The following is a 24,752-nucleotide window of genomic DNA, read 5'->3' as shown; positions in this document are numbered from 1 at the left end:
TTGATTCAATGCGTTATTCTGTAAAATTATTGTTGGCTATCAGCTTATGTTCTCCATTGTTGCATGCAGAAACTGTAAAAATATATGCGGCTGCAAGTCTGACCAATGCAATTACAGATATTGCCAAGCAATACAAAAAGCAAAATCCAAGCACTGAAATTGTCCCTGTATTTGGTGCATCTAGCGCTTTGGCTAAACAAGTTGAAGCGGGCGCACCCAGCGATATTTATTTTTCTGCAGATCAAGATTGGATGAATTATTTGGTGCAAAAACAGAAAATTCAAAGCAATCAAGTAAAAACTCTACTGCACAATGAGCTGGTTTTAATCACTCCCATTGCCAGTAAGCAACAATTTAAAATGCAGCCGCAGTTTAATTTTGCACAATCCTTTCAAGGGCATTTATGCACGGGGCAAATGGAGTCTGTGCCTGCGGGCAAGTATGCCAAGCAGAGTCTGATTAAGTTGAATTGGCTCAATGGTTTAAATGGCAGAATTGTCGGAACGGATGATGTACGTTCAGCTTTAGCTTTTGTTGAACGCGGCGAATGTCAGGTGGGCATAGTTTATAAAACAGATGCTTTGATCAGTAAAAAAGTCAAAATTTCGGGCACTTTCCCTCGCAATAGTCACAGTCCAATCAGCTATCCAATCGCACTGACTATTCAAGGGGAAAAAAATTCTTCTGCCGTAAAGTTCAATCAGTATTTAAAACAAAGCCCGCAGGCTAAGAAAGTGTTTAGCCAGTATGGGTTTGGTTTATAGGATTTAAGATTGTGCTTAGCCCTGAAGAATGGAGCGCATTGTATTTGTCAGCCAAAGTGGCTGTTTGCGCTACGCTATTTTGTCTGCCTTTTGCAATTGCTTTGGCATGGGTGTTGGCACGTTATGAGTTTCGCTTTAAATTTGTTGCAGAAGCTCTATTGCAAATGCCGATGGTACTTCCGCCCGTGGTTTTGGGTTATCTGTTGCTCATTTTATTTGGCGCACATGGCTGGATTGGGCAATTGCTGAATCAGTTTGGCATTCAGCTGGCTTTTAATTGGAAAGGGGCAGTTTTGGCATCCATGATTGTGGCTTTTCCACTTATGGTGCAGCCCATTCGTTTGTCATTTCAAATGATTAATCGTCAATTGGAACAGGTCGCGGGTTCACTTGGGGCAAGTCCGCGGCGCGTGTTTTACAGCATCAGCCTGCCTTTGGCACTGCCGGGTATTTTGATTGGCAGTATTTTATGTTTTAGCAGAAGTTTGGGGGAATTTGGCGCAACCATTACTTTTGTAGGAAATATCCCAGATGAAACGCGCACCATACCCATTGCGATTTATTCACTGATCCAGCAGCCAGATGGGGAACATGCCGCCATGCGGTTAGTCATTCTATCGTTGATACTGGCTTTTGGCGCGTTGATTGCCAATTCATATATTTTGCAGAAATATCAGCGCAAATTGGGAGGTAAAGATGCTGCAATGTGATTTTCAATTTCAATACGATGGTTTTCATTTAAATGTGGATTTTTCATTAGAACAGCAAATCATGGGAGTGATGGGAGCATCAGGTCGGGGAAAAAGTACTTTATTGAAAAATATCGTGGGGCTATTAGCACCAAAGCAAGGTCGTATTGTCTTTAATGACAACATATTTGTAGATACAGATAAACATATATGCTTAGCCATGCATCAACGTAAAACAGCTTTAATCTTTCAAAAGGCCTTACTTTTTCCGCATTTAAATGTGCAGCAAAATTTACTGTATGGGCAACCGAATTCAAAAGAACAGCATTTAAAATTTCAGTTCAATGACATCATCGACATGTTGGATATCAAGTCTTTACTCAAACGCAAGGCACATAAACTTTCGGGAGGAGAGGCACAGCGTGTTTCTATAGGAAGAGCATTGTTATCAAATCCTAATCTTTTGTTGCTCGATGAACCTTTAACAGGACTGAATCAACAATTAAAACAGCAAATACTCAGTTATCTTCAACACATTCATCTGCATTATCATTTGCCTATGATCTATGTGACGCATCATCCTGAAGAGTTAATAACACTGACGGACAATATTTTGTATCTATAATATTTTACGAATATGCAGATTTATATTTCCTTAGTTACGTCGTATTCACACAGCACATTACGAATAAGAATAAAAGTAAGGCTTAAAGCGACAAATTTTTCGATGAAAACTTTATGAATAATAATGCTTAGGTTAAGATGAGCCATCCTTTTATGAAAGTCTTTTGAACAGCTATGCAACCTTTTGTTCTATATAACTCTGAGCAACGTAAAAAAGTAGAATTCGTACCTCGTAAAGAAGGGCATATAGATTTGTATGTGTGCGGTATGACTGTATATGACTACTGTCATATTGGGCATGCGCGAACAGTGGTTGCATTTGACTGTATTATTCGTTTTTTACGCAGCCAAGGCTGGACTGTGAAATACGTTCGTAATATCACAGATATCGACGATAAAATCATTAAACGAGCCAATGAAAATGGTGAAAGTATTTCATCGTTGACTCACCGTTTTATTGATGCAATGAATGAAGATTTTGCGAAATTAGGCTGTTTTGAACCTGACGAAGCACCAAAAGCAACTGATTATATTGATCAAATGCAAAATATGATTGGTACTTTGGTCGATAATGGAACGGCTTATCCTGCCAATAATGGCGATGTTTATTACGAAGTTGAAAAATTTACCAAATATGGTCGCCTGTCAGGTCGTAAACTTGAAGATATGCAAGCGGGTGCATCTGAACGTGTAGATGTTGAAGTCGAGAAAAAACATCCATTTGACTTTGTACTTTGGAAGCATGCCAAAGAAAACGAACCTTCATGGGCTTCACCATGGGGCAATGGTCGTCCGGGCTGGCATATCGAATGTTCAGCAATGTCGACTTGCTGCTTAGGTAATCATTTTGATATTCATGGCGGCGGTGCTGATTTAAGCTTTCCTCATCATGAAAATGAAATTGCACAGTCAGAAGCGGCAACTGGTGAACAGTATGTAAACTATTGGATGCATGCAGGTTTCATTAATGTCGACGGTGAAAAAATGTCGAAATCTCTCGGCAACTTCTTCACTATTCGTGATGTGATTGAGAAATTCCATCCAGAAGTCGTACGTTACTTCATCGTGTCATCGCATTACCGTAGTCCAGTGAACTATTCTGATGTTGCATTAAAAGAAGCGAAGAACACACTTTCACGTTTCTATCATTCATTTAAAGCATATCAACAAGTTTATGGCGAAACGCTTGTAGACACTTTAGATGATAACTTGGTTGAGCGCTTTAATGCGGCAATGCGTGATGACTTTAATACCGCAGAAGCAATTGCTGTTTTGTTTGAAGTGATTAAAGAACTCAACCGTGCTGTGAAAGATGAAAATGCTGAGCAAGCGGCCATTTACTATTCAACGCTACGTCACTTAACCAATATTCTTGGTCTGGTTCAGTGTAATGTTGATGAGTTTCTAAAATCTGATATTGGTCAAGAAGCTTTGGCTTTAACTGAAGAACAAATTGAAGATTTAATTCAACAGCGTAAAGATGCGAAAAAAGCCAAAGAATTTGCTAAAGCAGATGAGATTCGCCAATCTTTGTTGGATCAAGGAGTTGTTTTAGAAGACACACGTCAAGGTACAATTTGGCGTCGTGCTGATTAAATAAACAATTAGAATGATAGAGAGTTGACAGTTGTGTGAAATTCTCTATAATTCACCTCATTGCGGGAATAGCTCAGTTGGTAGAGCATAACCTTGCCAAGGTTGGGGTCGGGAGTTCGAGTCTCCTTTCCCGCTCCAGAATACGAAAAAATCCTTATCGAAAGATAAGGGTTTTTTTTTGTTTCAAAGATTCAAAATAACCACATTCATTACATGTGCTATGAACATTTTGAAACGTAGAACTTTGTTAGTTATGCTAAAATACTCAAAATATTCTTAAATCCTATTAAAGGTTAACTCTGCGTTTAGAGTTAGAAAGGTGTGAACACTTTGAATCCACAAAATATGCCCAATCCAGTCGATTTTCAAAAAGTCGCGTTAGAAACATTACGTATAGAAGAACAAGCGTTACAGGTTTTAGCGGCACAAATTGATGAACGTTTTGACCGCGCGTGTGAATACATTTTACGTTGCCGTGGTCGTTTAGTAATCACGGGTATGGGTAAATCCGGGCATATTGGTCGTAAAATGGCGGCCACATTTGCATCAACGGGTACACCATCATTCTTTATGCATCCGGGTGAAGCCGGTCATGGTGACTTGGGGATGTTGGTCAGTGGAGATGTGCTGATTGCAATTTCAAACTCAGGTAAGAGTGATGAAATTATGATGTTAATGCCACTGATTAAGCATCTTGAAATCCCGCTTATTACCATTAGTGGTGATGATAAAGGCCCAATGCCTCAAAATGCAGATGTCGCATTAACATTAGGGAATATTCAAGAAGCATGTCCACTGGGTTTAGCCCCAACCTCAAGTACTACAGCAACACTCGCACTGGGTGATGCACTTGCAGTAGCGTTACTTGATGCACGTGGATTTACCTCAGATGATTTTGCACGATCTCATCCTGCTGGTGCACTTGGTAAACGTCTGCTTTTACATGTAAAACACTTAATGCACACAGGTGCAGACCTACCTAAAGTTTCACCAGATACTCCGATGAATAAAGTACTGTATGAAATTTCGGATAAGCGTTTAGGTTTAACCACTGTTGTCGATGCAGATGACAAACTATTGGGTATTTTCACTGATGGTGATTTACGTCGTTTGATCGATAAACAGCAAGGTTTCGATGTGAATTTGAAAGTGTCAGAGGTGATGATTCAACATCCACTGACGATTTCTGAAGAAGCACGCGCGGTCGTTGCGCTTGAACGTATGAACGAAAAGAAAATTACACAATTTGTAGTTGTTGATGATGCAAATAAAGTCATTGGTATTATCAGCATGCATGATCTAATTCAGGCTGGGGTAAATTAAGAAAATGGCATCGTATGTATTGCTAGAACAAGCACGTCACGTAGAAGCACTGGTTCTGGATGTAGATGGAATTTTAAGTGATGGCTTTGTCACCTTAACCAACACAGGTGATGAAATTAAGTCATTTGATATCCGTGACGGACTTGGTATGAAACTCGTACAAAAAGCGGGTATTAAAGTCATTATTATTACGGGTCGTAAAAGTAATATTGTTGAAAAGCGCATGTCAGACCTTGGTGTTGACTTGGTTTTCCAAGGCCGTGAAGATAAAGGTGTTGCTTTAACTGAAGCGTGTGCTCAGTTTGGTATTGATCCTTCAGATTGTTTGTACATGGGGGATGATTGGCCAGATCTTTCAGCATTTGCAATTGCGGGGATGAAAGTCACAGTACCAAATGGACATTTAGAAGTTCGTCGTCGTGCTGACCTTGTTACCCAAGCGATGGGTGGACGCGGTGCAGTTCGTGAAATCTGCGATATGCTTTTAGTTTCTAAAGGTGTATATCAGGAACTACTTGAAAAATATGCAAGTGCACCTTATTAATATTTTAATGATGCAATCATTGGGTCGAATCTCCGCTTATGGATACTAAAGTTTTATATGTGACAGCTGTGTTGATCGCAGCAATAAGCGGTGGTTACTACTATTTCGGTGGGAAAAGTAACAAGCTTCAGGCGGATTCGTCTAAAAGTATGACTTATTCTGCTGAGAAAATTAATCTGACCCAGACGGATGAGCAGGGTAAATTAAGTGTGAGAGCAAAAGTTGATCGTCTAGAGCAAGATTTGCAAAAGCAGACTTCACATTTAGTGAACTTACATGCATCTACTTATAAAGATGGTGTAGTCGATGCAACTTTCTTTGCTAAACAAGCAAAAGGAATCGACGACAATGAAAAAGTGATCCTCAGTGATCAAGTGGTTGCAACAAAATTAATGCGTGATGGAAAAATGGAGTTCCATACACAGGAACTGACCGCATTTCCAAAACGTAAAGAAATTGAAACAGATAAAACTGTTACAGTGCTATCGCCTCAAGCAGAATTTGTCAGCCAAGGCTTAAAAGCAAATTTAAATGACGGACAATACGAATTTTTTAATATTCGAGGAAAGTATGAACCATAATCTTAATCGAACAACTCCTAAAACTTTCCTAAAACGCGCAGCGCTACTCGGTTCACTGGCGTTATGCTCAGTTGCGGCATTTGCTTTACCTTCTGACCGTAATCAACCCATTTCATTGGTTGCGGATCGTGCAACATTCAATGAAAAAACGGGTATTACGACTTATACCGGTAATGTCATTATTGAACAGGGCACAATGAAGCTTCAAGCGAACTCTATTGTGGCAAACCTAAACAGCAAAAAAGAAATTAGTACCATTACTGCTACAGGTGGCCCAGCACATTTCCAGCAAAAAACGGATCCCGCTAAGGGGCCGGCAAAAGGTCAAGCGCAGAAAATTGTATACAATGCTGACACAGGTATTATTACCATGACTGGTAATGCATTGTTGCAGCAAGATGGTGCGAGTATTCGCGGTAACACGTTGAAATACAGCATGAATAAAGGTGATATTGTTGCTGAAGGCACACCAAATAAAACAGGTTCAGATAGTGGTCGTGTGAAAATTGTGATTCCACCATCAAGCACAAAATCCTTCCCAGGAGCACGTGATTAATGCAAGAAACGCCAAAAGTACAGACGCTGTGCATTAAGCATTTAGCTAAAAACTATAGTAAACGTTGGGTGGTAAAGGATGTTTCCTTTAGCATGCAGAGTGGTCAAATTGTCGGTTTGCTTGGACCAAATGGTGCAGGTAAAACCACCAGTTTTTATATGGTTGTTGGCTTGGTACGTATGGACAAAGGCGAGATTCATCTTGATGATCTTGATATGTCTGATCTGGCAATGCATGAACGTGCACGTAAAGGGATTGGCTATTTACCACAGGAAGCGTCTATCTTTAGAAAATTGACGATTGCTGAAAATATCATGTCGATTTTAGAAACACGTAAAGATCTCAATAAGCAGCAACGTCAGCAACGTTTAACTGAATTATTAGCAGACTTTAAAATTACTCACATTAAAGATTCTTTGGGTATGAGTGTTTCTGGTGGTGAACGTCGACGTGCTGAAATTGCGCGTGCTTTGGCTGCCGATCCTAAATTTATGTTACTCGATGAACCGTTTGCAGGGGTCGACCCGATTTCGGTGGGTGACATTAAAGACATTATTCGTACGCTAAAAGACCGTGGTATTGGTGTGTTAATTACCGATCATAATGTACGTGAAACTTTGGCTATTTGTGAACATGCCTATATTGTCAATGAAGGTTCTGTGATTGCAGAAGGTACACCAGCAGAGGTCCTTGCGGATGAAACGGTGCGTCAAGTCTATTTAGGCGATGACTTCACCGTTTAAATATCTAAAAATAAGAAATTTCCCGCTGATTGATGCTAGTTTCATTTAGCGGGTTTATGTTATTGTCTGATGTGACAAAAACTGACCGCTTAATCTAAAAAACTAACAAGAATTGAGTATACTTTAAACTAATAATATGACTTGCCCAAATCATGCAATTACGAAATATATGTGGTCTAGTAAATGGGCGTGTACTAATCAATAAGAGCAATATTTTTTGTATTTTATTGCTACCATTTTCAATTGGTTTAGTGCATGCGGCAGATACCCGTACTACACAAGGAACCATCCAGAAGACATTAGATAAGATATTTTTACCTAATAAGCCCAAGCCTTCCGCTGAAAAAATTGACATCACTTCGCTCAGTAAATTTAATCTAGATACTTCTCGGGTACAAGAAATGCCTGCGGTGTCGTATGGTCAAACGCAAACAGGTCGATATAACCCAAATGCTGTTGCCAAGAATATAAGTTTTATTGATGCAATTCATATTGCACTGCAGCGTCGACCTGAAATTACCCAAAGTATTGCTTCCGTTGCATCGCAAAATGCAAATATTGATATTGCAAATGCTGCGTATTATCCGCAAGTGACGGGTGGATTAGGAACTGCGGATTTAACCAAGGGTGAACGCGGTCGTCAGTTGGTTTCCTTAAATGCAACTCAAATGCTCTATGACTTTGGAAAAACTAAAAGTTCGGTCGACATTGAAGAAGCTAAAATGTTGCAAGAACAAGCCAATGTTTTGGTGAATTTAGATGAAGTTTCATATGATGTTGCCAATGCCATCATTAATATCAAACGCTATCAAGAAATTACCAATATTGCTCATCAACAAATTGCGGGTATTAGTCGAATTGCTGAAATTGCAAACTTACGTGCAACGGCGGGTATTAGTAGTCAAGCAGATCCAATTCAAGCCAAATCAAATTTAGAAGCAGCTGAATCAAATTTAATTGCGCAAGAAACCCAGCTTAAACAGTATCAACAGCGCTTAAGAACATTACTCGGTTTTGATGTGTCGCAAGTTAATTGGGTCATTCCAGATCGTATTCTCACCGCAGCTGAATTATATCAAGATCCTGATTTTAAAATGATCCCAAGTATGATGCAGGCACAAGTAGGTGTGGAAATTGCGAAACTGCAAAAGAAACAATCAAAGTTAAGTGCTTATCCAACTTTGAATGTCGTTGGTAGTTTAAGCCAAGCTGTGAATGGACGTAATCCGAATAACAATGAAGATGATGGAATGTATAGCTCCATTATGCTTGAAGCTAAAAGTAACTTATATCAAGGTGGTGCAGTTGCGGCACAAACGCGTGCAGCGAGCTTTGCAGAAGAAGCTGCGAAAGCACAAGTGAATACGGTTTATTTGGATGTTATTGATCAAGTCAGAATGATTCGTGAGCAAATTGAAAATAAAAAACGACAAATGTCTGTATTAGTGCAACGCCGTGAAACCACAGTAAGAACCAAAGAACTATATCAAGAACAATATAAATTAGGTACACGAACGGTTGTTGATTTACTGAATGCCGAGCAAGCCATTCACAGTGCAGCTCAAGAAATTGTGTCTTCACAATATGATATTTACGCAGCGCTAGCGCAATACATTCAAGTTACAGGTCGTTCAAGAAATATTTACGAACTTAATAATATAGCTATTCAGGGGTTTGAAGTTCAGCCATGAGTAATACAATAAATTATCAGCCTTGGCTTCAAGCGGTTCTGAATATTGCCAAGCATTATCGAATTGAACCCTCCGAAGAGCGTATCCGCTTGCAACTGGATTGGGATCAACATAAAAACGCCGATGAACTCATTGCTGTCATGGCACGTCAAATTGGCTTAAGCGTTCGTAAGAATAAGTATGACATTAACTTACTTAATCCATGGCGTTTACCTGTACTGGTTGAATTTATCAATGGTGAAGTTGGTGTAGTTGAACGTATTGATGTTGATGGAAATGCTAGTGTTCAGCTCAGTGGTGATGAGGGCTTATCACAAGTTTTTTCACTTGAACGTTTAAGCCATGGTGTCAGAAATATCTACATTCTGCGTCCAGAATCATCGGTTCCTGATGCTCGTGTTGACGAGTATATTAAACCGTTTGAAAAAAATTGGTTCTGGTCGATTGTACTTAAAGATTGGAAGCGATATATCGATATCATGTTTGCCTCATTAATGGCAAACATTTTGGCACTAGCAACGATTTTGTTCTCCATGAACGTATATGACCGTGTAATTCCATCACAGTCTGTGCCGACACTGTGGGTGCTGGCGAGCGGTGTGCTGATTGCAGCAATTTTCGAATTTACTTTACGCGTGTCACGTATTTATCTATCTGATATTATTGGTAAACGTGCAGACTTGAAAATTTCAGATCGAGTTTTTGGTCATGCACTACGTATTAAAAATAGCGAACGTTCAAAATCGACGGGGACTTTTATCTCACAAATTCGTGAGTTAGAAGGGGTTCGTGAAATGGTGACATCGACGACAGTCACTGCGATTGCCGATTTACCATTTTTCTTCTTATTCCTGTTCATCTTCTGGTTAATTGGTGGAAACCTGTTCTGGGTCATGTTGCTGGTTGTGCCATTAATGGTGATTCCAGGCATCCTCGCACAAAAACCTTTAGCGCAATTGGCACAAATGGGCATGCGTGAGTCTGCAATTCGTAATGCTTTATTGGTTGAATCTGTGCAAGGTATGGAAGATATTAAATTATTACGTGCCGAATCACGCTTCCAAAATCAGTGGAACCACATGAATGAAGTGTCAGCGGATGTCAGCATGCGCCAACGTAAAATAGTGGGACTAATGTCGGCATGGACACAAAAAATTCAAGGTTTAACCTTTGCAATCGTCGTGTTAGTGGGATGTTTTGCCGTGATGAAAGGTGAAATGACCACAGGTGCGTTGGTTGCTTGTTCCATTTTATCATCACGTATGCTCGCACCAATTTCTGCGCTTGCGGGCGTGCTGGGTCGTTTGCAACAAGCAAAAGTTGCTAAAAATGGTCTTGATGAATTGATGAAAAAACCAGTGGATCAACCAGATTATTCACATCTGATTCATAAACCAGCCATTCATGGTAACTATGAATTAAATGGCGTGTCATTTAAATATGGTGAAGATGATCCGAGACCAAGCCTGTTAATTTCAAAACTTGAAATTAAAGCTGGCGAAAAGATTGCGATTTTAGGACGTAACGGTGCAGGTAAGTCGACTTTATTACAGCTTCTTTCAGGCATGCAAACACCTGTTCAAGGCAAAATTAAACTTGATGGCATTGAGCTATCACTGATTGACCCCGCGGACGTACGTCGTGATATGGGCTTGCTCAATCAAAATGCACAGCTGTTTTATGGTTCAATCCGTGAAAATTTAACTTTGGGTGCGCCACTGGCAACAGATGCTCAGCTTATTGAAGTTTTAAAAATTACGGGTGCAATCAATTTTGTGCAAGAGAAGAAAGAAGGCTTAGATCACATCATTTTAGAAGGTGGTGTTGGTTTCTCTGGTGGACAGCGTCAAGCTTTATTACTTGCACGTTTATTGATTCGTCAGCCTAATATTCTACTCCTCGATGAACCGACTGCTGCAATTGATGATGTATCAGAAAAGCAATTGATTGATCATCTTAAAGGCTATTTACAGAACCGTACTATGGTTGTGGCAACGCATCGCCGTGCAGTGCTTGAACTGGTCGATCGAATTATTGTGGTGAATGAAGGGAAGATTGTCATGGATGGACCGCGCGATCAGATTCTGAATCAGAATGCGCAGAAACGTTCGGTTGAGGCATAAGTCATGAGCGAAAATAAACAAGAAATACAGCGTTCGAATAAGGTGAGTTTTAAAGAACCGCCTTTGCCTAAAACCAGCTTAATTATTTGGATCATTACCATTGGTTTAGCGATTTTACTTATTTGGGCGTGGTTATTTAAATTAGAAGAAGTTTCAACAGGTACAGGTAAAGTCATTCCGTCTTCGAAGGAGCAGATTGTTCAGTCCCTTGAAGGCGGTATTTTGACTAAGCTGAACGTCAAAGAGGGGCAAATTGTTGAACAAGGTCAAGTGCTGGCTCAGCTGGACCCCACACGTTTTGAATCTAATGTCGGTGAAACCGAGTCATTACTTGTTGCATCACGCGCGACTGCAGCACGTTTACGAGCAGAAGTGAATGGAACACCACTCAGCTTTCCTGAAGATGTACGTAAAGTGCCGGGTTTGGTGAATGAAGAAACTGCTTTGTATCATTCACGTCGTGCAAATTTAGATGAATCCGTTGCTGGCTTAAAACAAGCTTTGGTCTTGGTTCAACAAGAACTCGCAATGACTGAGCCTTTGGTGGCTAAAGGAGCGGCGAGTGAAGTTGAAGTGCTGCGCTTAAAGCGTTCTGCAAATGACTTACAAAATCAGCTGAATGATGTACGTAACCAATACTTGGTTAAAGCGCGTGAAGAACTGTCCAAAGCCAATACTGATGTTGAGTCACAACAACAAGTGGTTCGTGGTAAGTCCGATACTTTGAGTCGTACAGTATTCAAATCACCGGTCCGTGGTGTAGTGAAAGAAATTGATGTAATGACTTTGGGGGGAGTTATTCCACAAAATGGTAAGCTCATGACCATTGTGCCACTCGATGAACAATTACTCGTTGAAGCGCGTATTTCACCAAGGGATATTGCGTTTATTCGTCCGGGGCAAGAAGCTTTGGTGAAAATTACAGCCTATGATTACTCTATTTATGGTGGCTTAAAAGGGAAAGTAACTGTAATTTCGCCAGATACATTACGTGATGAAGTGAAGCAAGATCAATTCTATTATCGCGTGTATATTCGTACTGATAGTGACAAACTCACCAATAAAGATGGTAAGAGTTACAGTATTACTCCAGGTATGGTCGCAACAGTAGATATTCGCACTGGCTCGAAAACGGTACTTGAATACTTAATTAAACCGTTTAACAAGGCGCGTGAAGCACTGCGAGAACGTTAATTTTCAATATATTTTCAATATAGAAAGCCTCCATTTTGGAGGTTTTTTTATATCTCTAAGTGATTCAAATATCGTTATAATAACGGTTGAATAAGGATTGATTGACGTTATGCCATTTACACTTGCTGCACAGGTTAGTTTTGAAGAAGACATTAAGAAAAGTCGCTTTCAAGCTATCGCAGTTCCTGTTGAAAATGAGCAGGCAGTAAAAGACTTTTTAGAAAGCAACAAAGATCTTTCAACCACACATCAATGTTGGGCATGGAAGATTGGTCATACAGTACGTTTTAATGATGATGGAGAGCCATCAGGTACTGCGGGAAGACCTATTCTTGCGACCATAGAAGGCAATGAGTTGACCAACGTCCTAGTCTTGGTCAATAGATGGTATGGTGGCGTTAAATTAGGCACAGGTGGTCTAGTGCGGGCTTATGGTGGCTGTGCAGGGCAATGTCTTTTATTGGCTGAAAAAATAGAGCTGATCGAGAAGAAAAAAGTCCATTTTGCATGTCAATTTAATGAATGGGCGATCTTTCAATATGAGCTAGGTCAACACAATATCGAATATTTAGAAGAATATACAGCGCTAGGTGTGCGTGTAGAGGCATCTTTGCAAATACATCAAATTGAACCATTAAAGCTGAAAATTCAAGATATCACCCGTGGACGTGAAAAGCTGCATATGATTGAGGAAGACGACCATGAGTGAGGTTGATCCGTTATTAAAATATCGCGAGCAGCATAAACATCGTTTAAATTATATGCCATGGTTATATTGGTCACTTAAACCGAAAAATCGGGGATGGGCTGAAGCATGGCAGCAAGAATATCAAGACTATTTACAAGCCATGGAAACCGTGGAAATTGGCAAAAACTGTTTTATTTCGCCTTTGGCCCATATCTTTGCAGAACCTGGTCGTAAAATTGTGATTGGTGACAACAGTTTTATTGCCGCGGATTGTACCTTACATGGACCTTTAGATATTGGTAGTGAAGTCGCAATCAATCATCATTGCATTTTAGATGGTGGTCGTGTCGGGATTAAATTACATGACCAAGTCCGTATAGCGGCGTATTGTCATCTTTATGCATTTGATCATGGCGTGGATTTGGAAATGCCAATCTACCAACAGCCTGTTCGTTCGCAAGGCATTGAAATTGAGAAAGATGTTTGGCTAGGTGCACATGTGGGTATTAAAGATGGTATTCATATTGGCGCACATGCGGTCGTGGGGATGAATAGTATGGTCACGAAGAATATTGAAGCCCGCAGTATCGTCGCAGGTAATCCAGCAAAATTTATACGTTATCGTGACTAAATCAACATTATTCGATCAAAAAATCACTTTTCTGCTTACACAAATGCGTGCACTCTGAAACAGAGTTGTGTTAAGTTAAAAATAACAAACAACTTTTATAGCCAAGCAATAAAAATACGAGGGCTAATCATGAAACGAGTTATCGCATGTATCGACTCTTCTCCATGCATTAATGCGCTAGCAGATGCGGCTGCTTGGGTGGCTAAACAAACCCATCGTGAACTGGTATTGCTTCAAGTACTTGACTATTATCCTGCAAGTTATCACCTTGGTGAAATTAGTGGCGTCATTGGTTTTGAAAGCAATGCAATGTTGCTGAAAGAACTGGCGGAACTTGAGCAAAAGCAAAGCGAATTGGCTTTAGACTATAGCAATAATTTGCTCAAGCACATTTCGGAAATGATTGAGACAAAGCACGGTATCAAGGTTTCTTTGATTCAAGAAAAGGGCGACTTTTTAGAACAAAGTTTTAATGTGCTTAAATCTGACGATATTGCACTCATTGGTCGCGTGGGTGAACGTTCAGCAGAGCGTAATAAACCACTGGGTAGTAATGTTGAAAACTTCATTCGTGGTGCAAGTTGTACTGTAATGACAGTAGGACCAACATTTAAGCCACCAACGCGTTTTATCTTTGCTTACGAATATTCACCTACATGTGTAGATTTAATGAAACGGGTCGGGCAAAGTGATTTGCTTCGTCTACTGCAATGTCATTTGGTTTACGTCGGTGATCATCCTCAAATTTTAGATGATCCTAAAAAATATTTGACCAATGCTGGATTGGATGTCATTACTGAATATCGATATGGTGATGTAGCAGAGAATATATTAGATTATCAACAAGAACACGCCATTCAACTTATTGTGCTGGGTGCATTTAGCCACAGCAAGATTCATCAATTTTTCTTAGGTAGCATTGCAACCAGTATCTTTAGGAATTCGGCAGTACCACTACTTGTAGTGAAATAAGAACATGTATTGGAAAATGAAGTGGGGCATTTAAGGCAAAACAATTCAAACTAAAGTCTAGGTTTTGTTTTTAAAATAACCAGAGTTATCCTCATATATTGTGGATAACTCTGTGCGCAACAACTGTAAATTATTGTTTTTTAATAAAAATATCGAGTTGATTAATTTTTATACCTGATGATATGTTTATACAAACTTAAATAATTTAGATTATTTAACAATCGCAATGGCAAAACCATCATGACCTTTACAGCCAACTGTTTGTAAAGCGGTACAAGATAAAATACGTGGGTTATTTTGCATCGCTTTAAACATATCACGGATACCTTCAATGCTTGGTTTATGATTCTCTGGATTGAGAATATCACCCGCACGAATCACATTATCAAGAACAATGACTGTGCCTGAATGCGAAAGGTTCAAGCTTAATTCAAGATATTCAGGATAGCTTTGTTTATCTGCATCGACAAAAATGAAATCGAATGGTTCAGTATCTTCTGGCAGTTCGCGAAGGATATCAGCCGCACGTCCACATTTTAGATCAATGGTTTGCGGAAGCTTTGCATTGTCGATATTTTCTTGACCCAAAGCAGCATGTGTATCACGGCCTTCGATCGTAAGAATATAGCCATCTTCAGGCAGGGCACGTGCTAGCCACATCGTACTATATGCCGCGAAAGTTCCAAGCTCTAATACACGTTTGCAATTATTCATTTGAATTAACATTTGCAGCAGCATACCTTGGTTTGCTGCTACCGCAAGATGATCAGGGAAACCGCGTTCATCTGTATGTTTGAGTGTTTGCGTGAGAATTGGATCTTCCGGGATTAAATGTGAATCGATGTAAGCATCAATGTCTGTCCACATTTGTTGCATGTTCTAGTACCTCATTTTCGATGCAAGCATTTTAAACCTTTCCGCTGTTAGCGCAATTTATTGTTCAGTATTTGTCTTTTTTATGCACAAAAAAGACCTCTGAAGAGGTCTGATCATTACATTGTAATGATTTAGTAATTACACATAGAAGAGCGACTTGAGTGATCAGGTCCCCAAGTACGATAACCTTGGGTATCAATATGAATTTGACCCGTTGCATATAAGCCAAGCCCCATATTCAAAGCCTGACCGTGTTGAGACCAGAATTGGCATAAACGGAATTTGGTATTTTCAATATACGAATAGTCTTCTGGCTGCGGGTATGCAGGTCCAATTCGGAAATCAATCGCTGAATTAAACAGATGGCGTGAAGAGCTTGCACCACCAGCACATTGGTTCAATGGTAAATCACGGTAGACAGAAGTCACTTCGAAATCCGTCAAAATATTTGCAGCGACTAAGTACTTAAATACACGTAAGGTTGCTACCTGATTTTGCCAAAGCTCACGATTTGGCACCATATATTCAGAACGTCCGCATTTTTGCCAGTCGCGTGCGGTTCGCATTAGTTCGAATGAAGGAATGATGTTACCGACACCATTTTTTTCAAGAAAAACTTCATATTCACGAACACGACGTAAATTATCGACTGATGCAACCCATGAGTTATAAGCATAAGGTACAACTTTAGGTGCGACATGGCGTGTCGTTGTAACTTTTTCTTGAGGAATGTAAATACGTTTACCGTCGGGAGTTGTAATAGTATGGCCTTGTTTTTGTGGAGATGTGGTACATCCAACAAAAACAATAGGGAGTATTGCAACGGACAATAATCCCTTTATTAAATGCTTCATTATAGAAATCAATTATTTATAAACTAGCAGTATTTTAATCCAAAATGCGTGAGAAAATTTGAATAAATTGCAATGAAATGTGTGCTTTCAGTATAAAAAAAGACCAGCAGGTGCTGATCTTTTAGTGAAAATGCTAAATTACTTTTCAAGGTATTGTAATTTATCAGTTTTACCATTCCATTCTTCACGATCAGCAGGTTGATCGCCAATTTGAGTAATGTTAGGCCATTTTTGTGAAAGTTCAGTATTAAGTTCAATAAATACTTCTTGACCTTCTGGTAACTCATCTTCAGAGAAAATGGCATTTGCAGGACACTCAGGCTCACAAAGTGCGCAATCGATACATTCGTCTGGATTAATCACAAGGAAGTTAGGACCTTCGTAGAAACAGTCAACAGGGCAAACTTCTACGCAATCTTGATATTTACATTTAATACAGTTTTCAGTGACAACAAAGGTCATGGCGACAGCTACCTAAAAAATATGGTTCTAATAACTAATAGTGTATTTTAGGCAAAAAATAGCACAACTAACAATTCCTTTTATTGATAATTATTATATGCACCGCTGTTAAAATCGCTAAAAACTGAACAATTTATGTAAAAAGGTAGGTTAATGAGAATCATACGCAAATAGTGTCTAAATTGCATGGATTTATTTCAAATATATTTAGAAATATATCGTTCTTTAAACGCTGCCTAGAAGCACCATATAACCGACATTTTCTAGCGCATTGATGTGAATTTTCAAAACGATACAGATGCTGAGTTAAAAAAGATGTGAAAAAAAGCGCCTACCTATTAGATAAGCGCTTTATTCGCTGGATAATCTATTAAGCTTTCAGTAAGTCTTTTAAAGCATAGAGCTGTTGTAATGCTTCTCTAGGCGTTAAATTATCGACATCTAACTCATTTAATGCATTTAAAGCAGGGGAGTCTTTCTCAACTTCAATGACACGTTCAACGATTTCAGGGGCAGATATTTCTGCAAATAGATCAGTTTGAACGGCTGTATTGAGTTGCTGCTTTTGTTGCGTCTCTAATATTCTCAGACGATTTTGTGCTTCTTTGATAACTGCAGCTGGAATGCCAGCAAGTTTTGCCACTTGTAGACCATGACTTTGACTGGCAGGACCTTGTTGTACTTTATGGAGCAAAATGAGGTTGCCATTGAGTTCGCGTGCAGTCACATGGAAGTTATCAATATTGGCATCTTTACCTAATTCAGTCAGTTCAAAATAGTGTGTGGCAAAGAGACATAAACATTTAATACGACGTGTTAAATCGAGCACACACGCCCAAGCGAGTGACAAGCCATCGTAGGTGCTGGTGCCTCGACCAACCTCATCCATCAAGACTAATGATTGATTTGTAGCATGATGCAAAATTTGTGAGGTTTCGGTCATTTCTACCATAAAGGTCGATTTACCTGTAGATAAATCATCAGCCGAGCCAATACGTGTAAAGATACGGTCAATCGGACCAAGTAGTGCAGACTGAGCAGGCACAAAGCTACCACAGTAGGCTAGCAGGGTGATTAACGCAGTTTGACGCATAAAGGTGGATTTACCACCCATATTTGGCCCTGTAATAATGGCCATACGATGATTAAACTCTAAAGTCGTATCGTTTGGAGTGAAGGCGGTTTTACTGAGTGACTCTACAACAGGGTGACGCCCGCCTTTAATTTTAATGCCAACTTCAGGGCTATATTCTGGACGTGTCCAGTTGCGTAAGCGGGCTTGATGGGCAAAATTGGCCATAAGATCAATTTGTGCAATCGCTGCGCTCATCATTTGTAAGTTACCAATATCGGCACGTAACTCATCTAACAGCATTTCAAATAACATTTTTTCGCGTGCTAGTGCACGAGATTCACTTGAAAGTACTTTGTCTTCAAACGCTTTAAGTTCTGGTGTGATATATCGCTCTGCATTTTTGAGCGTTTGACGACGTATGTAATGATCAGGTGCTTGTTCAGCTTGTGCACGTGTTAATTCAATATAATAGCCGCTAACCCGGTTAAAGCCGATTTTTAAGGTCGAAATACCTGTGTTTTCACGCTCTTGAATCTCAAGGTCGATGAGGAATTGACCTGCATGATCACGGATTTTACGTAGTTCATCCAGTTCTGCATCGAAGCCTTCTGCAATGACATTGCCATCACGCAGTAAGACTGGTGGGTTTTCAACAATTGCTGACATTAAGCGTTCATGTAGTCCATGAAAATCGCCCATTTCATCATTTAACTGAGCAACTAATTTAGACTGATGGGCTTGAATGATCGGCTCAAGGGCATGACGTAGGTATGGAATTTGCGCACAGGTTTGACGTAACTGAACAAGGTCGCGTGGACGAGCACTGCCTAGTGCGACACGTGACAATACTCGTTCAATATCGCCAATTTCTTTGAGCACTAGACGTACAGGTGCTTCATGATAACCTTGTAACATCGCTTGTGAAGCATCTAATCGCGCATCTAGCATCGCTGTATCACGTAGCGGCTGCATGAGGGTGCGACTGAGTAAACGTCCGCCCATCGCTGTTTGACAGTCATTTATAAGCTGGAATAACGATGTACCATGCTCAAACAATGGATCAATCAACTCTAGGTTGCGACGTGTTACAGGATCTAATGCAACAAAGTCAGTACTTTGTTCAAGTTGGATACTCCGAATATGTGGCAACGCCGTTTTTTGTGTGACTTTGGCGTAGTGAATTAACGCTGCCGCCGCCGCTTTTGCTAGTGGTAAATGGTCAATTCCAAAGCCCGCCAGTGTGGACACTGCGAACTGATCGCATAGCGTTTTTTGTGCATTGTTGAGGTTGAAATCGACATTTGGACGTTTGGTTACAGGGCAATCCAATTGGCGCTTTATCTGCTCCACGATATTTGGATCAATCAGATCTTCATCTATAAGAATTTCGCTTGGCATTAAGCGCGAAAGTTCTATCGCCAGCTGCTCAAGCTGATAATCCATTTGTTGAACTTTGAAAATGCCAGCACTTAAATCCAGTAGAGCAATACCAATTTGATTTTGTTGTAAGCAAATTGCGACTAAGTTTGAACTTTGATGTGAAGCAATCAACGCATCGTCAGTTAAAGTCCCAGGCGTAATAATACGTACAATGCCACGCTCTACAGGGCCTTTTCCTGTCACTTCACCAATCTGTTCACAGATGACAACGGTTTCGCCTTTTTTGACGAGGCGAGCCAAATAACCTTCCGCAGCATGATAGGGCACGCCAGCCATTGGAATGGGTTCGCCATTGGCTTTACCACGATGCGTGAGTGTAATTCCTAAAAGTTTGGCTGCTTTATGTGCATCTTCAAAAAATAACTCATAAAAGTCACCCATACGGTAGAACATCAATGAATGCGGGTTTTGCATTTTCACTGACATGTACTGTTGCATCATCGGTGTTAGGGTAGACAGATCAACTTTGGAATTATCAACTTGCATTAAATGAAATACCTTAAAAAATATCTTAAATCAAAGATTTTAGGATGTGTATTTTACGATTCGCTGTTATTTCAGAACGGCAAAATTTTGAAATTTGTTTTTGATTATGATGTGAACTTCATAAAATTTCGCCAAGAATACGTAAAATAAATACGGCTATGATTCTAGCAAAAAAAGACACAACAAAAAGCCAGAAAACGTTTGTATGCATGTAAAAAAGACGCTCATTGCCAGCGAGTCATCAGTAATGGAAGTCAGATTAAAATATACACTTAGTAAGTCGATTATTTTTAAATAACTTTTTTGTCTGCTAGAGTTGCTTTAATCATAGAAGGGGAAATGTAGAACTGATTTCGACCATTTTCTTTGGCATGATATAGCGCAGTATCAGCACTACGAATAAACTGATCAAGGTTAATGGACTCATCTGGAATGATACTTGCAGCACCAATACTGATAGTGACAAAGTCAGAAATATTGCTGTCTGGATGTAATAATTTTAAATTTTGCACCCGATGAATTAAATAAGCAGCCAGCGAACTAATTTCATTATCATCAACCATCGGAAAGAGCAGTAAAAATTCCTCGCCACCATAACGTGCTGCAAGTTCACCACTTCGATTGGTAATCATCTTGAGTTCTTTTGCGATGGTTTTTAAACATAAATCGCCAGCTTGATGACCTAATTGATCATTATAATTTTTAAAAAAATCGATATCGACCATCAAAATACTGAAGGGTTGCTTATGACGTAAAGCATAGCGCCACTGTTGTTCCAATACCTGTGACAAATGTCGACGATTTGCAAGCCCAGTGAGTGAGTCCTGTTCCGAAAGTAATTTAAGCTGTTCGGATTGTTGCAGCATTTCAAATTGATTCAATTCAATTATGCAGTTCTGTAAATAATTCTCTCTATGTTGCCGATCAATGGCATACGCCATAGCCATGCCCAAAAAACTGGTATAGGTATAAGTACGATTTAAAAAGTTCCAATCAATGTTGAAATTAAACAATTTTGTAATCAGAAATCCAATTAATCCGCCAAACCAAACCGCGAGCATTGCCTGATAAAAACGCATGCCAATAAAGCCGTAAATGATCACGACGGCATACATCATAGCTGCATATAATAAGACATCATTACTGTTATCTGAGAGTGAGGTGACGATGATAAATGAAATGGCTACAGCGATGGTTGAACCGATTCCAGTATATAAATCAAAATATTGGTTAAATTTTTTATAAAATGAGAGCAGCCATGTACATAGAATAATTACCCCAACCCAAAGATATAAAAACGACCATAAAATCGAAATACGGCTTGTTGGGATAAGGTGATAAATGCCATAACTCAAGAGTGCATAGAGTATAAAAATGATGATCCCGCGAAATCGAAATTCATAAGCGGCTTCATTTTGATACTGTTGACGATAAATTGGCTCTAAATTTTTAGTGAAATAAACCCTATTTAATTTATTGCGAATAAGATTGTCAATTTCTTGTCTACTGAGAAGTCTAGAGCCCTTTAATTTCATAGTGTCGTACTCACTTTGTTGCACCTAGTGAATTCGTAAATTGTTAAACTTGTTTTATAATTAAATGTATTTATTATTAATAATATAAGTTCTAATAAAATTAACAAGTACTATTGTTGTTTAAAAATAATAACTTATTTAATTTTTATGTGAATATTTTATTATTTAATCTTCAAATCTATTGTTAGAAGCTAAAAAACCGATTTTTAAATCGGTTTTTTAGCTGAAGTCATTTGTTTATTTGGACTTAGGGTTTATACAGTCCCAATTCCGTAAGGTGTAAACGTAATATGCGACGAAGTTCCAAGACCGCTTCTGGGGTTTCTTGAATGGAATGCCCACCTTTGATGATTTTCTCTGAAACCGCACCATCTAAATGTGCACTGCTATAAGAAACGATATCATCTGAAATGTGGTTTTTATCCTGACTGTTGGTGTTATTTCCCATAATGGAATGGAACTTGAGGCCCTTACGCGGTTGAATATCTTCCGTTAGTGCAATAAATTTTGATTTATAACTTAAGTCGCTAGGACCATTTTGAATCAAGCCGTGATCAATTTCTTTAAACAAATCCTTTAAATCTTCTTCTTGAGTCAGTACATCTCCCATTGCAGACAGGAAGGCACCTGGGAGCTTAATAATTTTACGCGCTGCCTTGGTAAACCAACGGTCAGCATATTCAGTACCGCGATGGGGTGCAGCAAGGAAAATAGCACGACTAAAATTAGGAATATCATCAATTTCCATGCGTTCTTTAACGACAGGGATACCTCGATATTGACCTATTTGTCGAGAGTTCATCATTTTGAGCGCATTTTGAGTGATGTCCGCCTGACTAACCAATAAGCGGGCAATGATTCCACCCATACTATGTCCAATGAGCACTGCGTCTTTTTTTGCAGGTGCATTATTGCTGACTTTATTAAAACTTTGAGTCAGCAATGCGTAAATTTGGAATCGACTCTCAATAATTGGCATGTTGGTTGAATAAAACACCTGCCAAACTTGATAATGCTCACGTAAAACGGGGTCCCCCATAATATCATTGGTTAAGCGAATCCATGCTTCTGGACTACTTGCTAATCCATGTATAAGCACAATGATTTTTTTATTTGGATTGTAAGGCTCAAGCATATACAAGTGGGGCATCGTCAGCTTTTCATCACGATCGATTAAGGATAAATATGCTGATTTACCAAGATTATTTTGAGCAAGCCACAATCCATAAGGAGCAGAGAAGTTTGCTGCAAGTGCATAATCTTTATTCGCAATTTTTACTTGTTCATATTTATAAGGATCGTAGGCTTTAATCTGAAATGATTTGCTGTTTAAAATGTCTTCGACACTACTTGCTGCAATAGGTTCTGCTGTAAGCGTTGCAGCTAAATAGCGTGCTTGATGGATATTGGGGTTAGTTCCAGAGGGATATTTATAAGCTAAAGGGTTGATAATATATTTGGTTGTACTATTTTGCTCAGTATGTTCGGGTAATACCACGAGGAATTCAGAACCAAAACCATCTCTTCGGGTGATTGAACGTAAGCCTGAAAAGTTCAGGTTATAAGTAGACATCAATTGTTCAATATTACGATTCTTGAGTTCAGGATAATGGCTAAAATCAATTTGGTAAGTTGTCTGTCCGACTTTTATCTGTTGTGCGACTTCTTGTGGTTTGTAACGTAATGTATAACTACTTACAAGTTTAGCAATGCCTTGGTTATAGAAATCACGGATTTGAACTTGTCGGTTGTCAAAGATTCGATCTGCGGGCGCACGTTTGGTTTTGAACATATAGGCGTAGCTATAGCGAATACTTTTATCGAGTAAAGTTAATTGTTGATCTAAACATTGATGATAATTTTCTTGCTCGAGCTTTTGTTTTTCTTCAGATTTTCGACTGCTGAGCAGACTCACTTTACATGCAGATGAAGATTCAAGTTCAATCGCTTTGGCTAAATACAACTCACTGGCTGTCGAAAGCAATTGCTCATCTTGTATCTGCGGAATTTGCTGTAAATCCTGCACACATTCTTGCGGATTATCCATACAGCCTTTCGCTTCACGTCCTGTCATAGACAGTACATTTAAGCTGGCTTCACTGAGTTTATTGCGTGAGAGAATACTTTCACGTTCATTTGCAATAGAGACGTTTAATTTTTGGTTTTTGACACTGACGACCTGACATCCACTGAGCAGACTCGTGCTGAAGATTCCAAGGAGCAGTATTGTTTTAATATTTGGCTGCATAAAATGGTCGCAAGATGAGAGCTAATATTTGCAAATCATACGATATTTGTCAGGATTTTCAATTCACTTAAAATGAAAAAAGACCGTTTAAACGGTCTTTTTCGGCTTCATGACTGAATAATTAAATTATGATGCTGCTTTTGGTGGATTAAGCACTTGCCATACATTCCAACGACCTTGTTTTTCAATTTCTTGAATTAAACGATCAGCAACTTCGCCTTCTTGTGGGTATTTTACTTTGTAGTTTTTAAGTACTTGAATAGCATTCTTTTTCTGTTCCATTGCAATGTAGTTGTTTGCAGCAGAAAGATATGCTTCTTGAACGCCCGCTTTCATTGCTTTGTCTAGGTAAGGAATAGCTTCACGTTGACCGCCACCTTCAGACAAACCAAATCCAAACCAGAAGTTTGCTTCAGCATCATCTTGATTGATTTTAAGAATACGCTGAGCATAAGTTAAAGATTTAGTGGTATATACCGAACCTAAGTCAAGGTTACGTGCCATAACGCTGGCTTTGAATGCACGAACCAAGACATCAAATGATGCATTGTCTTTCGATGCTAAGGTATCAAGCTGTTGTGTCACTTCTTTGAGTTTAAGTTCAAACCCTTTACGCTCTTGACGTTGAACAAAGCGAGGTGGGTAATGACGTGCTTTACCTTCAACCAATTGTAGGAAATCGTCAATTTCAGTAATGTCGATTTCATTGTCAGCAGCTAAAGTCGCAAATTTCATTGTGCGTACTTTGTTGTTGACTGTTGGAATAATTAGACGGTTTTCTTCAAGGGTGATTTTTTGAGTTGGATCTGTTGGGCTGGTGACAACCATTTTAGTCACAGGTTGCGCTGCCGCTTTTTGTAGATTGAGTTCAAATGGAGGCGGTGCATCATAGTTAAATGGGTTTAAAGCATAGAATGGCGGAGTAAGCTCTGGTTCTACGAAAATCATTGCATCTTTTGGTGCATTTGTTTTAGTTGGGGCGCTTCCACAAGCGGCAAGGGTTAAAGCAATACAAGCAATTGCCAAGGGCTTAAGCGTCATAAAAATCTTCCGTTAA

22 protein-coding genes and 1 tRNA gene are annotated in these 24,752 nt (G+C 39.4%); 16 read left to right on the top strand and 7 right to left on the bottom strand.

The genetic code is table 11. The features are described from left to right. The first annotated feature begins 8 nt into the window (after positions 1–8). The 16 genes from modA (at position 9) to B9T33_RS04370 (ending at position 14,719) form a co-directional block, all read left to right on the top strand. Entirely contained in the window at positions 9–764 is a 756-nt protein-coding gene (gene modA, locus B9T33_RS04445; protein WP_086177748.1) for a molybdate ABC transporter substrate-binding protein, read from the top strand. An 11-nt stretch (positions 765–775) separates the two neighbouring features. Next, positions 776–1,474 carry a molybdate ABC transporter permease subunit gene (gene modB / locus B9T33_RS04440; RefSeq protein ID WP_086177747.1) on the top strand — a complete coding sequence of 233 codons (699 nt, stop codon included), beginning with the start codon at positions 776–778 and terminating at the stop codon, positions 1,472–1,474. Beyond that, positions 1,461–2,078: an ATP-binding cassette domain-containing protein gene (locus B9T33_RS04435; protein ID WP_086177746.1), complete on the top strand. Its 618-nt coding sequence runs from the start codon at positions 1,461–1,463 to the stop codon at positions 2,076–2,078. The genes modB and B9T33_RS04435 overlap by 14 nt, the downstream gene beginning before the upstream one ends. A 173-nt stretch (positions 2,079–2,251) precedes the next feature. Further along, a complete protein-coding gene (cysS, locus tag B9T33_RS04430; RefSeq protein ID WP_086177745.1) occupies positions 2,252–3,673 on the top strand; it encodes a cysteine--tRNA ligase in 1,422 nt (473 codons plus the stop codon). A 62-nt stretch (positions 3,674–3,735) separates the two neighbouring features. Continuing rightward, positions 3,736–3,811: transfer RNA gene (locus tag B9T33_RS04425), tRNA-Gly, on the top strand. A gap of 207 nt (positions 3,812–4,018) precedes the next feature. After that, a complete protein-coding gene (locus B9T33_RS04420; protein ID WP_086177744.1) occupies positions 4,019–4,996 on the top strand; it encodes a KpsF/GutQ family sugar-phosphate isomerase in 978 nt (325 codons plus the stop codon). A gap of 4 nt (positions 4,997–5,000) precedes the next feature. Beyond that, the gene (locus tag B9T33_RS04415; protein WP_086177743.1) at positions 5,001–5,540 is read left to right on the top strand and encodes a KdsC family phosphatase; all 540 of its coding nucleotides are present in this window, start codon (positions 5,001–5,003) and stop codon (positions 5,538–5,540) included. Between the two features lie 38 nt (positions 5,541–5,578). Next, positions 5,579–6,121 carry an LPS export ABC transporter periplasmic protein LptC gene (lptC, locus tag B9T33_RS04410; RefSeq protein ID WP_086177742.1) on the top strand — a complete coding sequence of 181 codons (543 nt, stop codon included), beginning with the start codon at positions 5,579–5,581 and terminating at the stop codon, positions 6,119–6,121. After that, a complete protein-coding gene (gene lptA, locus B9T33_RS04405; RefSeq protein ID WP_086177741.1) occupies positions 6,111–6,677 on the top strand; it encodes a lipopolysaccharide transport periplasmic protein LptA in 567 nt (188 codons plus the stop codon). The genes lptC and lptA overlap by 11 nt, the downstream gene beginning before the upstream one ends. Next, positions 6,677–7,420, top strand: a complete 744-nt coding sequence (gene lptB, locus B9T33_RS04400) for an LPS export ABC transporter ATP-binding protein (RefSeq protein ID WP_086177740.1) — start codon at positions 6,677–6,679, stop codon at positions 7,418–7,420. The genes lptA and lptB overlap by 1 nt, the downstream gene beginning before the upstream one ends. Before the next feature lie 152 nt (positions 7,421–7,572). Further along, a complete protein-coding gene (locus B9T33_RS04395; protein WP_086177739.1) occupies positions 7,573–9,111 on the top strand; it encodes a TolC family outer membrane protein in 1,539 nt (512 codons plus the stop codon). Next, positions 9,108–11,234, top strand: a complete 2,127-nt coding sequence (locus B9T33_RS04390; RefSeq protein WP_086177738.1) for a type I secretion system permease/ATPase — start codon at positions 9,108–9,110, stop codon at positions 11,232–11,234. Before B9T33_RS04395 ends, B9T33_RS04390 begins: the two co-directional genes overlap by 4 nt. A 3-nt stretch (positions 11,235–11,237) precedes the next feature. Then, positions 11,238–12,428 (top strand): HlyD family type I secretion periplasmic adaptor subunit, encoded by a 1,191-nt coding sequence (locus B9T33_RS04385; RefSeq protein ID WP_086177737.1) that lies wholly within the window; start codon positions 11,238–11,240, stop codon positions 12,426–12,428. A 109-nt stretch (positions 12,429–12,537) separates the two neighbouring features. After that, positions 12,538–13,137 (top strand): IMPACT family protein, encoded by a 600-nt coding sequence (locus B9T33_RS04380; protein WP_086177736.1) that lies wholly within the window; start codon positions 12,538–12,540, stop codon positions 13,135–13,137. After that, complete coding sequence (locus B9T33_RS04375) at positions 13,130–13,747, top strand: acyltransferase (protein WP_086177735.1); 618 nt, start codon at positions 13,130–13,132, stop codon at positions 13,745–13,747. Before B9T33_RS04380 ends, B9T33_RS04375 begins: the two co-directional genes overlap by 8 nt. 129 nt (positions 13,748–13,876) lie before the next feature. Beyond that, a complete protein-coding gene (locus tag B9T33_RS04370) occupies positions 13,877–14,719 on the top strand; it encodes a universal stress protein (RefSeq protein WP_086177734.1) in 843 nt (280 codons plus the stop codon). Positions 14,720–14,929: 210 nt separating this feature from the next. On the opposite strand, the gene B9T33_RS04365 is transcribed toward B9T33_RS04370, so the two are convergent. From B9T33_RS04365 to B9T33_RS04335, 7 genes are all read right to left on the bottom strand, one after another. Continuing rightward, a complete protein-coding gene (locus B9T33_RS04365) occupies positions 14,930–15,595 on the bottom strand; it encodes an O-methyltransferase (RefSeq protein WP_086177733.1) in 666 nt (221 codons plus the stop codon). Between the two features lie 131 nt (positions 15,596–15,726). Further along, complete coding sequence (locus tag B9T33_RS04360; RefSeq protein ID WP_086177732.1) at positions 15,727–16,449, bottom strand: D-Ala-D-Ala carboxypeptidase family metallohydrolase; 723 nt, start codon at positions 16,447–16,449, stop codon at positions 15,727–15,729. Positions 16,450–16,587: 138 nt separating this feature from the next. Continuing rightward, the gene (gene fdxA, locus B9T33_RS04355; RefSeq protein ID WP_053580096.1) at positions 16,588–16,911 is read right to left on the bottom strand and encodes a ferredoxin FdxA; all 324 of its coding nucleotides are present in this window, start codon (positions 16,909–16,911) and stop codon (positions 16,588–16,590) included. Between the two features lie 370 nt (positions 16,912–17,281). Then, positions 17,282–19,912: a DNA mismatch repair protein MutS gene (gene mutS / locus B9T33_RS04350; RefSeq protein ID WP_086177731.1), complete on the bottom strand. Its 2,631-nt coding sequence runs from the start codon at positions 19,910–19,912 to the stop codon at positions 17,282–17,284. Positions 19,913–20,202: 290 nt separating this feature from the next. Then, positions 20,203–21,447: a GGDEF domain-containing protein gene (locus B9T33_RS04345; protein WP_086177730.1), complete on the bottom strand. Its 1,245-nt coding sequence runs from the start codon at positions 21,445–21,447 to the stop codon at positions 20,203–20,205. A gap of 247 nt (positions 21,448–21,694) precedes the next feature. Further along, positions 21,695–23,695, bottom strand: coding sequence for an esterase/lipase family protein (locus tag B9T33_RS04340; RefSeq protein ID WP_086177729.1), 2,001 nt, complete (start codon positions 23,693–23,695; stop codon positions 21,695–21,697). 126 nt (positions 23,696–23,821) lie between these two features. Further along, positions 23,822–24,736 carry an ABUW_2363 family tetratricopeptide repeat lipoprotein gene (locus B9T33_RS04335; protein ID WP_086177728.1) on the bottom strand — a complete coding sequence of 305 codons (915 nt, stop codon included), beginning with the start codon at positions 24,734–24,736 and terminating at the stop codon, positions 23,822–23,824. Positions 24,737–24,752 lie beyond the last annotated feature (16 nt).

Source organism: Acinetobacter sp. ANC 5054 (genome assembly GCF_002135295.1).
Classification (GTDB): Bacteria; Pseudomonadota; Gammaproteobacteria; order Pseudomonadales; family Moraxellaceae; genus Acinetobacter.
This window is presented reverse-complemented; position numbering and strand designations above follow the sequence as displayed.

What these genes read in the sequence shown, in the direction of transcription:
- modA (WP_086177748.1), top strand. Translation starts at nt 9, where the DNA reads ATGCGTTATTCTGTAAAATTATTGTTGGCTATCAGCTTATGTTCTCCA.
- B9T33_RS04435 (WP_086177746.1), top strand. Translation starts at nt 1,461, where the DNA reads ATGCTGCAATGTGATTTTCAATTTCAATACGATGGTTTTCATTTAAAT.
- cysS (WP_086177745.1), top strand. Translation starts at nt 2,252, where the DNA reads ATGCAACCTTTTGTTCTATATAACTCTGAGCAACGTAAAAAAGTAGAA.
- B9T33_RS04420 (WP_086177744.1), top strand. Translation starts at nt 4,019, where the DNA reads ATGCCCAATCCAGTCGATTTTCAAAAAGTCGCGTTAGAAACATTACGT.
- B9T33_RS04415 (WP_086177743.1), top strand. Translation starts at nt 5,001, where the DNA reads ATGGCATCGTATGTATTGCTAGAACAAGCACGTCACGTAGAAGCACTG.
- lptC (WP_086177742.1), top strand. Translation starts at nt 5,579, where the DNA reads ATGGATACTAAAGTTTTATATGTGACAGCTGTGTTGATCGCAGCAATA.
- lptA (WP_086177741.1), top strand. Translation starts at nt 6,111, where the DNA reads ATGAACCATAATCTTAATCGAACAACTCCTAAAACTTTCCTAAAACGC.
- lptB (WP_086177740.1), top strand. Translation starts at nt 6,677, where the DNA reads ATGCAAGAAACGCCAAAAGTACAGACGCTGTGCATTAAGCATTTAGCT.
- B9T33_RS04395 (WP_086177739.1), top strand. Translation starts at nt 7,573, where the DNA reads ATGCAATTACGAAATATATGTGGTCTAGTAAATGGGCGTGTACTAATC.
- B9T33_RS04390 (WP_086177738.1), top strand. Translation starts at nt 9,108, where the DNA reads ATGAGTAATACAATAAATTATCAGCCTTGGCTTCAAGCGGTTCTGAAT.
- B9T33_RS04385 (WP_086177737.1), top strand. Translation starts at nt 11,238, where the DNA reads ATGAGCGAAAATAAACAAGAAATACAGCGTTCGAATAAGGTGAGTTTT.
- B9T33_RS04380 (WP_086177736.1), top strand. Translation starts at nt 12,538, where the DNA reads ATGCCATTTACACTTGCTGCACAGGTTAGTTTTGAAGAAGACATTAAG.
- B9T33_RS04375 (WP_086177735.1), top strand. Translation starts at nt 13,130, where the DNA reads ATGAGTGAGGTTGATCCGTTATTAAAATATCGCGAGCAGCATAAACAT.
- B9T33_RS04370 (WP_086177734.1), top strand. Translation starts at nt 13,877, where the DNA reads ATGAAACGAGTTATCGCATGTATCGACTCTTCTCCATGCATTAATGCG.
- B9T33_RS04365 (WP_086177733.1), bottom strand. Translation starts at nt 15,595, where the DNA reads ATGCAACAAATGTGGACAGACATTGATGCTTACATCGATTCACATTTA.
- B9T33_RS04360 (WP_086177732.1), bottom strand. Translation starts at nt 16,449, where the DNA reads ATGAAGCATTTAATAAAGGGATTATTGTCCGTTGCAATACTCCCTATT.
- fdxA (WP_053580096.1), bottom strand. Translation starts at nt 16,911, where the DNA reads ATGACCTTTGTTGTCACTGAAAACTGTATTAAATGTAAATATCAAGAT.
- mutS (WP_086177731.1), bottom strand. Translation starts at nt 19,912, where the DNA reads ATGCAAGTTGATAATTCCAAAGTTGATCTGTCTACCCTAACACCGATG.
- B9T33_RS04345 (WP_086177730.1), bottom strand. Translation starts at nt 21,447, where the DNA reads ATGAAATTAAAGGGCTCTAGACTTCTCAGTAGACAAGAAATTGACAAT.
- B9T33_RS04340 (WP_086177729.1), bottom strand. Translation starts at nt 23,695, where the DNA reads ATGCAGCCAAATATTAAAACAATACTGCTCCTTGGAATCTTCAGCACG.
- B9T33_RS04335 (WP_086177728.1), bottom strand. Translation starts at nt 24,736, where the DNA reads ATGACGCTTAAGCCCTTGGCAATTGCTTGTATTGCTTTAACCCTTGCC.